Annotated in this window: 12 protein-coding genes; 2 read left to right on the plus strand and 10 right to left on the minus strand. The window is 48.8% G+C overall.

Features of this window, described 5'->3' with window-relative positions; genetic code table 11:
* Nucleotides 1-5: 5 nt before the first annotated feature.
* The 9 genes from BLS59_RS30260 to BLS59_RS30300 form a co-directional block, all read right to left on the minus strand.
* Nucleotides 6-2,126 (minus strand): S9 family peptidase, encoded by a 2,121-nt coding sequence (locus tag BLS59_RS30260; RefSeq protein WP_091157583.1) that lies wholly within the window; start codon nucleotides 2,124-2,126, stop codon nucleotides 6-8.
* Nucleotides 2,123-2,557, minus strand: a complete 435-nt coding sequence (locus tag BLS59_RS30265) for a MarR family winged helix-turn-helix transcriptional regulator (protein WP_091157585.1) — start codon at nucleotides 2,555-2,557, stop codon at nucleotides 2,123-2,125. Before BLS59_RS30265 ends, BLS59_RS30260 begins: the two co-directional genes overlap by 4 nt.
* Nucleotides 2,558-2,667: 110 nt before the next feature.
* Nucleotides 2,668-3,003, minus strand: a complete 336-nt coding sequence (locus BLS59_RS30270; protein WP_091157589.1) for a hypothetical protein — start codon at nucleotides 3,001-3,003, stop codon at nucleotides 2,668-2,670.
* Between the two features lie 6 nt (nucleotides 3,004-3,009).
* Nucleotides 3,010-3,684 carry a LytR/AlgR family response regulator transcription factor gene (locus BLS59_RS30275; RefSeq protein WP_091157593.1) on the minus strand — a complete coding sequence of 225 codons (675 nt, stop codon included), beginning with the start codon at nucleotides 3,682-3,684 and terminating at the stop codon, nucleotides 3,010-3,012.
* Complete coding sequence (locus BLS59_RS30280; protein ID WP_091157595.1) at nucleotides 3,681-4,352, minus strand: sensor histidine kinase; 672 nt, start codon at nucleotides 4,350-4,352, stop codon at nucleotides 3,681-3,683. Before BLS59_RS30280 ends, BLS59_RS30275 begins: the two co-directional genes overlap by 4 nt.
* Nucleotides 4,306-4,734 carry a hypothetical protein gene (locus BLS59_RS30285; protein WP_091157598.1) on the minus strand — a complete coding sequence of 143 codons (429 nt, stop codon included), beginning with the start codon at nucleotides 4,732-4,734 and terminating at the stop codon, nucleotides 4,306-4,308. Before BLS59_RS30285 ends, BLS59_RS30280 begins: the two co-directional genes overlap by 47 nt.
* Entirely contained in the window at nucleotides 4,734-5,018 is a 285-nt protein-coding gene (locus BLS59_RS30290; RefSeq protein ID WP_091157600.1) for an ABC-2 family transporter permease, read from the minus strand. Before BLS59_RS30290 ends, BLS59_RS30285 begins: the two co-directional genes overlap by 1 nt.
* Nucleotides 5,000-5,503 (minus strand): ABC transporter permease, encoded by a 504-nt coding sequence (locus tag BLS59_RS30295; protein ID WP_162842821.1) that lies wholly within the window; start codon nucleotides 5,501-5,503, stop codon nucleotides 5,000-5,002. Before BLS59_RS30295 ends, BLS59_RS30290 begins: the two co-directional genes overlap by 19 nt.
* 12 nt (nucleotides 5,504-5,515) lie before the next feature.
* A complete protein-coding gene (locus BLS59_RS30300) occupies nucleotides 5,516-5,818 on the minus strand; it encodes a hypothetical protein (protein ID WP_091157606.1) in 303 nt (100 codons plus the stop codon).
* A gap of 131 nt (nucleotides 5,819-5,949) precedes the next feature.
* Here BLS59_RS30300 and BLS59_RS30305 point away from each other — a divergent pair, with 131 nt between their 5' ends.
* Nucleotides 5,950-6,372, plus strand: a complete 423-nt coding sequence (locus BLS59_RS30305; protein ID WP_091157611.1) for an IS110 family transposase — start codon at nucleotides 5,950-5,952, stop codon at nucleotides 6,370-6,372.
* A complete protein-coding gene (locus BLS59_RS30310; RefSeq protein ID WP_091157608.1) occupies nucleotides 6,333-6,959 on the plus strand; it encodes a transposase in 627 nt (208 codons plus the stop codon). The genes BLS59_RS30305 and BLS59_RS30310 overlap by 40 nt, the downstream gene beginning before the upstream one ends.
* 111 nt (nucleotides 6,960-7,070) lie before the next feature.
* Here BLS59_RS30310 and BLS59_RS32365 read toward each other — a convergent pair.
* Nucleotides 7,071-7,658 (minus strand): DUF5712 family protein (locus tag BLS59_RS32365; RefSeq protein ID WP_240315394.1); only part of this gene is annotated, 588 nt, incomplete at its 5' end.

The following is a 7,658-nucleotide window of genomic DNA, read 5'->3' on the forward strand; positions in this document are numbered from 1 at the left end:
ACATTTTAGGGCAAGGATCTTAAATTTACCTCAAAATAACGCTTTATGGCATCGTTTGCGTACTGGTCATAGGCACCTTGAAAAAAATGGCTCTGCCCCGGTAACAGTAACAGGTCATACGGCTTTCCCGCTAGGATCAGCGCATCGATCATTCTAATCGTTGTTGAAAGCGGCGCGTTCGTATCGCTGGTGCCATGGATAAACAGCAGCTTGCCTTTGAGCCTTCCGGCCAGATGGGTATTGTTACCGAATGCATAGCCTGACGGATTATCCCGCGGCAATCCCATATAAGGCTCATTGATCTCGGCGCCTTCAGTCAGCTCGCCAGGCGCAGAAGCGATGCCCACCTTATAGACATCCGGTGCGGCCAGCATCGCCCGGAGCGCAAAATAGCCGCCCCAGGAATGTCCGTAGATACCGACTCTTTTAAGGTCCATATAAGGGCGGCCAGCCGCCAGTTGTTTTAGCGCAGCGACATGATCAGGTATCTCGTATTTGCCGATATTTCCATATACGGCGTCCTGGAAACCCTTGCTTCTCCCGATAGTCCCACGCCCGTCAACTAAAAAAGTGATATAGCCTAACTGTGCCAGGGCCTGGGCCTGAATAGCCAGCGAATTTCCCGGCATGAAACCGTGCGGTACGATGTTGGTAAACGGCCCGCCGTAGATCAGCTCGATCACCGGGTATTTTTTGCCGGGATCAAAATCATAGGGTTTATAAAGTATCCCATACAGATCGGTGCTGCTGTCGGCTGCTTTGACGATAAAACTTTCCGGCGCATGAAAACCGGTACGGTTCAAGGCGCTGGTATCCGCTTGGTTGATCAACCGGACGAGCCCCCCGTCCGAGCTGCGCAACTCCGTTACCGGCGGACTATCCGGCGTGGAATGGGTGTCCAGGAAGTATTTCCCTGAAGGCGAGAACTTGATGTCATGCGGGCCGCTTGCCGCTGTTAGTTTTTGGAAATGCTGCCCCCCGAAATTAACCCGGTAAAAGTTAATGGCGTAAAGATCCGTTTCTGCATTGGCTGTGAAATAGACCCAGCCGCTTTTTTCATCTGCTTTAACCACGGCTACAACCGGGGATGCCATCCTGGTTAAACGCCGGATCAGCCTGCCGCTCCAATCATACCAATAGAGCTGCTTCCAGCCGTCCCTTTCGGATGTCCAGATGAAACCGTCTTTCAACACGAGACATTGTTTTCTCCAATTTTCCATGATAAAATCGAGCCCGCCTATGAAGGTCTCTCGCTGTTCCGAAAGGATGATCCTGCTGCTGCCGGTATGCGGATCGGCAGCCAGCAATTCCAGTTTTTTGCCATCACGGCCGAGACGCATAAAAAGTACCTCTGAACCGTCCGGCCGCCAGCCGAGCGGGAATATATACTGCGCGGTATCTTTGCCCACGTCAATTTTTACCTGCCCTTTCATTTTGCTATCCATAACGAACAGCTGCGTAATTTGTAGCGCGCCGCCGGTTTTAGCATAGGGAACCCAACTGGCGGTTTCGATAGCGGTTGAATAGTCGATGATCGGCAAATGGTGTACTCTCCGTTCATCTGCTTTTTTGACGAGCAACAGGTTGCCGCCGGGTGACCAGGCAGCGTCTTCCATCGTCCATTCATAATCCTGGCTTCCGTCATGGGTTAAAGGTGTTAAACCTAACCAAAGGTTATGATCCCGTGCCGAAACGGTTGGTTGCCCTGACGGTTGCTGCGGGACGTCAGCAATGATCTGGAAATTGTCCAAATTTAAAATATAAGCTTTTCCTTCCACCTTAAATTGAACGCTGTGGTCAGCGGTAAATGCAAAATCCGTAAACGGAATTCCCTTGCCTGCCGGTTCATGTCCCAGCACTTGCCGGAGCGCCGCACGTAAGCGCTGGTTATCAAAAAGAGCTGTCTTCGTGTTTCGCAGGGGATCGACCGCATAGATAACGCTGCTGTCAGGTGTCCCTGCTGCAAACCAAAAGCGATTACCGTCCTTATACCAGTGCGGCCGGACATTGATGCCGCTGACCAGGGTATAAAAGTTCAGATAACTTTTATACCTTTCTATGCTCTGGCTGTAAGCACTTTTTAGGAACAGCATCATCAGCAACCCGGTCCATATTTTCTTCTTCATGATCTTTTGCAATTATGCGTTATCCTTTGGAGCAGTTGCTCCAACAGTTCGATTTCGTCAGTGGAAATACCGGCTATCGCCTGCTCCCGGTTGGATGTGACAACCGGCTCCAGTTGCATGATGAGGCCTAAACCGAATTCCGTAATACTCAGATTAAATCGTCGCCTGTCATCTGTATGAAAGTCCCGGTGCAGGATCTTCCGGCCCACCAGATTTTCAATAATGCGCGTTACTGAGGCATGGTCTTTAAAAGACTTCCGGGCGATTTGCTGCTGGCTGATCCCAGGGTTATCCCGGATAATCGTTAAGATCAGACCCTGGTCAATGGTGATCTCAAGCTTCAATCTATTCAGATTTTCCTGGGCGAATTGCCGATATGATTTAATGGCCTTTTCTATACTGTAAAATACGGTTTGCTCGGGACTTAACATTTCATTTATTTTATTGATACAATAATAGTTGATATATCACATAAATGCAAGCTATTATTGATCTGATCTAACAGGCATCATGCCGCTACAGATGTAAGTAATTGTCTTTTTCATAGTTCTATCTTTGCAATTTCCTGACTGTTCCTGTAAATGTAAACCTTAACTGGGGTCAATTTATTTTTCGAAGTTAGCAACAAGTTATACGTGGCATTGGCACTTATTTTATTAAGGTCCAATTTATAAGCGGTGGAAGATGCTACAAAATACACAGTAGCCATATTGTTTTTATCAAGTTTAAAGGCTGAGGGTATCAGGCTACCAAGCAGAACAGGCGTGTTATGATGCGGTTGCTCAACGGCATTTTGGGCCTTCTTCGTACAACCTGTAATGTTGAATACTTGTAAAATGGAAAGACAAAATAACAAGCAGATCAATAATTTTTTCATGTCGGTTTATTTAGGTTTGGTTTTTTCGGCCAGTGCCATCTTATAGGTATCAGACACAGGGATCAGGCGGTTAGCGATTCGGATAAAATCCTTTTCTATGGATTCGATCTTGTCCAGCGCCACCAGGAAAGATTTATGTACACGGATAAAACGGCTTAACGGTAGCTGCAATTCGAGTTCGCCGAAGGTTTCCAGCGTCATCAGCGCCTGCGTTTTGGTATGAATCCGGCGGTAATCCCGCGCGCCTTCAATATATAGCAGTTCACTCAATATCACTTTTTCCAGACGGTACTGTGTTTTGATAAAGACAAATTGCTTTCCAGGCAGCCGGGCTTGCAGGATTTGTGCCCGTTGTGCCGCCATGTAAAAGCGCTCAAACGTAAAAGGCTTGAGCAGGTAATCCGTAACGTTCATCTCAAAGCTTTTCAGGGCGTATTCTTGGTAAGCGGACAGGATGATCACTGCACAGTCGGGCCGGACAAGCTCCAGGAATTGTATACCGGATATTTCCCCGATATTGATGTCTAAAAAAATGAGGTTAACGGGATTAACTTTCAGGTATTCGATAGCCGGAAGCGCACTTTCAAAGCTGGCCTGGTAATCCAGATAAGGAAGTCGCCCCGCAAATTCCAGCACCCTGGCCGCCGCCAACGGCTCATCTTCGATGATGATGTATTTCATAGCGACAATTCCAGGTTAACGCGGTAAAGCCCGGCTTCATTTGTAATAATTAAGACATGCGCATCAGGGTAAAGCAGTTCCAGCCGCTTCCTGATCAGCGTGTTGCCCAGCCCGATATCGGCACTATCGTCTTTGACGAAAAGCGTATTAGTACAGGTAAAAACTAAATGGTGCTTATTTAGCAGCAAATTGATATGGATATTACTTTCCGCTTTACGGCTTTCCGTATGCTTAAAGGCGTTTTCGATAAAGGGTAATAAGATCATCGGCGCAATGAGTTGTCCGCAGAAACGTCCGCTGATCTCAAAATCGACATAATCAAGGTTGCTAGTCCTGATCCTTTGCAAATCGATATATTGCTGCACATAATCCAGCTCCCTTTCCAGGCTTATCCGCTCCGCCTTTGTTTCATACAGCAGGAAGCGCATGATACCCGAAAGCTTATTCAGGTAAGCCGATGCTGTCTCCGCGTCCCTGGTGATCAGAATATCAATATTATTAAGCGTATTGAACAGGAAATGCGGATCGATCTGTGATTTGACCAGGGCCAGCTCCGTTTCCATATTCTTCCGGTGCAGTTCCTCTTTGACCCGGATATCCCGGTACCAGGTCAGGCTGCCCTTAATCACCGCACCCAGCATCCCGTTGATCCAGGCAATGCCGGTCATCAGCAATATAATCAGCAATGCAGATGCATAGCCATCGCCGAACAGAAAAGCCGGCCCAAACAAAGGGTAATGGGGCAAAAGCCGCCCCCATGCAGGAGGCTATCAAGGCAACCAGTATGCTGGACACGATGAACAGCATAAAGCGCTGCCTGCTGAGCAGGCGGTAAAAAAGGTAAGTATAACATACATAGAACGTGGTGATTCCGGGCAGGACAGCGAAACCCAGCATCGAACGTGCCCAGGCCGCCAGGCCATTAACCGGCGGCCCGCTTAACCGGCTATGCGCAGGAACAAAAACAGCAAAGAAAAAAAAGGTCAGCAGCAAGAGCAGGAACAGTAACCAATACCCGGTATGCAGCAGCCAAACAACGGATCTTTTCATTAGCCTTTCTCTTTTTGACCAAGATACAAAACATAGGCGGACAGCGTAAATACGAGGAAGTAGCCCAGCGCCCAGGGCAGCAGGGAAACCTGCTGCCCGAATTTGGGCTGGTCCTTCAGGTAATTAAAGCTGCAATACGTGTATGGAATAAAATAACCGTATTTCCAGCTGAGCACAGCGACCGATAAGATCCAGAGGACAATCCCGGTGCCTACCGGCACGAGGAAGTTTTTAAATTGCAGGCTGATCAGGTATTGCAGGGCGATTATCGGCAGGCAGGCCAATAGGTAGCGCCCGTCTTCAGCAAAAAATGAAGATAGGGTATCGGTTCAGCAGGGTAAGCCACACCGAAAAGCAGGCCGGACAATACACCCGCCAGGTAAATGCCGATATTAAAAAATAATAGGAATTGCAGCATCATGACCAGTATGACCGAAAGCTTGGCCAGGAAGATCACCCCATAGCTTTGCGGTGTCGTATGCAGCAGCTTCCAGCTGTTGTTTTTATATTCCAATTGGGTGATCAGGCTACTGGCCAGGATCGCCCCCAGCGGCAGCAGGAAAATGGCCATCGATTCCCAGGCGCTTTTCCATAAGCTTTCCCAGTATTTGGGGGCTACGCCTGCCGCTGCCAGGCTGCTGTGGCGGACAAGCTTGGCCACGATAATCACCATCGCTGTAAAGGCGGCGCCGCAGATGACCAGCCAGGAGGCCAGGCTGCGCTTGCGCTTCAGCCACTCGCTTTGAAAGCTGTGTATATAAGTATTCATCAGGTTCATTTTTTATTTGGTGATCATGTCCATAAAGATGGCTTCCAGGTCATTTTGTGCAAGGCTGAGCTCATAAATATCGATGCCGGAGCCGACCAGCTCACGCACCAGTGCGGCGACTTCATCCCTTTCGGGCATGGGCAGGCTAAAGAGATCGTCCCTAAGTACCACTTCGCTATGGTGATGTCGCAGTATAGCGGATGCCTCCATATTATTGCTCGTGCTTAAAGTCCGGCGGGCACCCGCCGCCCGTTCCCTTTGCAGCCCGGCCAGTGTCCCTTGGAAAAGCAGATTGCCGCCATGGATAATGCCCACATGACTGCCGGGTTCTTATCCATGAGTCTCAATAGTATTTTAAGCCGGGGGACAGCTCCCTGAGCCTGTGTAGAATATGAGTATAGACTGTGGGATATATCTCTCTGTTTCGATTTCTATAACAATTCATTATGAGCAAAAAAGTAACATTGAAGCAGTGCCTGGGTATAGACGTATCCATGAAAAAGATCGATTGCTGCCTGTCCTTCTATACAGAAGAACTAAAAATCAAAGTGGTGGCAACCAGCGGGTTTGAGAACAGTCCTGAGGGATTTATAAAGCTCCGGGAGTGGCTAAACAGGAAGCAGGATAATGCGCTTGCTTTGCATGTCAATATGGAAGCGACCGGCACCTACCACGAAGAAGCCGCCTATTTTCTTGCCGGTGTAGGTTACCGGTTGAGCGTTATTCAGCCCACGAAAGGCAAACAGTATGCCAGGAGCCTGGATGAGAAGAACAAAACAGACAAGATCGATGCCGGTATGCTGGCCCGTATGGGCCTGGAACGGAACTTATGCCCTGGAGCCGTCCCAATGAGCAGCTGCGCCTGTTAAAAAGAATGAGCAGGGAACGCATCGGTTTGATCCGGGACAGAAATGCCTTAACCAACCAGTTACATGCCCTGAACCATTCTTTCGATGCTTTCAAGGATAGCATTGCGCGCCTGAAAGAACGGATCGCCTTAGCAACCAAACAACTTGGCGAGATCGAAGCGCAAATGCGTGAACTGGCGGAAAGTGATCCTGACCTCTCCAGGCAGACCAAACACGTCATTACCATTCCTGGGGTCAACTTTGTTACAGCAATTACGGTTATTGCTGAAACCGATGGTTTTGCCAATGTCGGTAACCGGCGCCGACTGGTCAGTTATGTGGGGCTGGATGTGGTCATGAAAGAATCGGGAACGCTGACCTGGCGGCCCCATATATCCAAACGGGGAAATGCTTACATCAAGGCGGGGCTATATATGGCTGCTGTCAGTTCTATTATTCACAACAAAACCTTAAAGACTTATTTTAACAGGCTTAAAGAGAATGGCAAACCGGGAAAAATAGGTATCGTTGCCCTGGAAAGAAAACTGCTCGTGCTGATCTATACCCTGTATAAAAATGGTCAGGACTATAGCCCGGATCATCGGTAGCGTAAGGTTATTATACATATTTTAAAAAAGGATAGCCCGCAAAAACGGGCTATAGTAGATGGTCTTTGCCCTAACTGTAAGGCATAACCTCTGGTAACGTGAAGATAAGCATTAGCGTGTGATCTGCTGACCCTGCGATCTTTTTTTCCTTTTTTTCTTTTGCTCGGCTTCACTTTCCGGGACGATATTTGCACCCGCTGTATACACCGGTTCCAGCATTACCTCCAGGAAACCTGCCGCTGTCTTGCCTGCTGCGGCCAGCATACCGGCGGTGGTCGCAAATAAGCCTTCCGCAACGCCCTGGGCAAGTTCATTAGCTACCGATCTGCTCTGGTAATTCTGCGATGCGCCCTCGTTTAGCAGGCTCAGCTGTTCCCGCTGCGCCAGTCTCCCGTTCTTCCGTACATTGGCGTAAGCCAGTGTATCTTTAAGTTGCCTGTCAAACGAGAACAAACTATCGAACAGGGTTTCCCCGCTCTGCTTGAAAGCCACCCGGTCGAACTGGCCCATCTTTTTAGAATGCTCTGCATTCTTGCCCCGCGAGGTGTTCATCGGGCTAAGCTTGATCTTGTTCGTGGCATCCTTACGGCTGACAATGACCTGTACATGCATCTGATTACCGTCTTTACGATCGCCGCGCTTTTTAAGTCCCTGCTTGACCTCCGGGTCTTTGTGGCTGTAGTAACGATGATTTTCCAG

This window comes from Mucilaginibacter pineti (assembly GCF_900101875.1).
In the GTDB taxonomy this organism is placed as follows: Bacteria; Bacteroidota; Bacteroidia; order Sphingobacteriales; family Sphingobacteriaceae; genus Mucilaginibacter; species Mucilaginibacter pineti.